General features: G+C 63.2%; 1 protein-coding gene and 2 pseudogenes. All 3 read left to right on the top strand.

The genetic code is table 11. The annotated features are described in order from the left end of the window. Nucleotides 1–130 precede the first annotated feature (130 nt). Nucleotides 131–853 (top strand): annotated as a pseudogene (locus tag EAT49_RS20965) (Mu transposase domain-containing protein); the annotation flags it as partial. Then, complete coding sequence (locus EAT49_RS21850) at nucleotides 843–998, top strand: hypothetical protein (RefSeq protein ID WP_425459541.1); 156 nt, start codon at nucleotides 843–845, stop codon at nucleotides 996–998. The pseudogene EAT49_RS20965 and the gene EAT49_RS21850, both read left to right, overlap by 11 nt. A 36-nt stretch (nucleotides 999–1,034) precedes the next feature. Further along, nucleotides 1,035–1,479: pseudogene (locus EAT49_RS20960) on the top strand (ATP-binding protein); the annotation flags it as partial. Between the last annotated feature and the right edge of the window lie 124 nt (nucleotides 1,480–1,603).

Here is a 1,603-nt window from a genome sequence, read left to right as displayed (position 1 = left end):
ACATCCTCGCCCGGATCGGCGACCACAAGATCAACCGCCTCGACGACCTGCTGCCGTGGAACTGGGTGCCGCTCACTCAGGAGGACAAGGCCGTCGCCTGAGCTGCGGTCCTAACCGGCCGGTTACGGCCGAGACCGCACATGGCAGCCTGCCTGGAAGCATCGCCGATGTCTGGGAGGCCGAGAAGCCTGCATTGATGCCGTTACTCACGGCCTTCGATGGCTTTGTCGAGCAAAGCAAGCGAGTGTCGCCCACCTGCCTGATCACCTTCGAGCGTAATCGCTACTCTGTCCCTGCCAGCTTCGCGAACTACCCCGTCAGCCTGCACATCTACCCCGAGCGGCTGGTGATCGTCATGCTGAAAGCATGCCTGCGGCATGACGCCGAAGGGCACGTGGCCTGCGAGCATCGGCGCATCATTAAGCGGTCGGACCGACAACCTGGCCGCGTCATCTATGACTGGCGCCATTACCTCGCTGTGGTCCAGCGCAAGCCGGGCGCCCTTCGGAACGGCGCCCCATTCGTCGACATGCCGGAGGCATTCCGGCAGTTGCAGGGTCAGATGCTGCGCAAGCCCGGCGGCGATCGCGAGATCCGCCGTTCTGGCCTAGTCCTGCACCACGATGAACAGGCCGTGCTCTGTGCCGTGGAATTGGCGCTGGAGGCGGGCGTGCCGACCAAGACCCATGTGCTGAACCTGCTCCACAGGCTGGTGGAGGGCACGCCGACTGACCAGCCTGACGTAACCCCGCCAGAAGCTCTGACTCTGCGCAAGGAACCGCAGGCGAATGTTGCGCGGTATGACGGTCTGCGACGGTCCCAGGACACGGGAGGCTCACGTCATGCGTCATGATCCCACCGGTGCTGCCATCGTCATCATGCTGCGCAGCCTGAAGATGTGTCACGCCGCAGGCGTGCTTTCAGCACGACGCATGGCGCAGGCCGTGCATGATCTCATGGAGCAAGGGGCCCCGGCGTTCGAAGCCGCGTCACGCTGAAAGCGTGCCTCTGGCACGACGCCGATGTTGTCGTAGCTGCTCAAGGCTGAAATGGCCGGACGCGAGGTGCGCTCGATCTCCTACCACATAGAGGCCGCGCGCTTCCCGGCCTACAAGGACCTGTCCGGCTTCAACTTCGCCGCCAGCGAGGTCAACGAAGCCCTTGTGCGGCACCTGCATCGGTGCGAGTTCATGGACGCGGCCGAGAACGTGGTCCTGATCGGCGGGCCCGGAACCAGGAAAAGCCATGTCGCGGTCGTGCTTTAAGCACGCCTCTGGCGTGACCCTCGGCGTTCAGGCCCTCGAGCATCACCGCAAACGTATGCGATTCTTCTGCACCGTCGAGCTGGTGAATGCGCTGTAACAGGAAAAGGCCCATGGAAAGGCTTGAAAGACCGCCGAGGCGCTGGTGAAGAACGAATTGGTGATCCTCGACGAGCTGGGATACCTGCCGTTCAGCGCCTCGGGCGGCGCTCTGCTGTAAGCGGCGGCTGAGCCCCACCTTCTGGCTGAGCTGACGAGTTGCGAAGGCATCCCTGTAATGAGGCAGGGAGTGCGTTTCGCAATGTGTGCTACGAATGCGTTTCTCAGATCGCTGGGCGTAG

Source organism: Histidinibacterium lentulum (assembly GCF_003789055.1).
GTDB lineage: Bacteria > Pseudomonadota > Alphaproteobacteria > Rhodobacterales > Rhodobacteraceae > Oceanicola > Oceanicola lentulus.
Note: the sequence above shows the minus strand (reverse complement) of the source record. Positions and strands in the feature narration are given on the sequence as shown.

What these genes read in the sequence shown, in the direction of transcription:
- EAT49_RS21850 (WP_425459541.1), top strand. Translation starts at nt 843, where the DNA reads ATGCGTCATGATCCCACCGGTGCTGCCATCGTCATCATGCTGCGCAGC.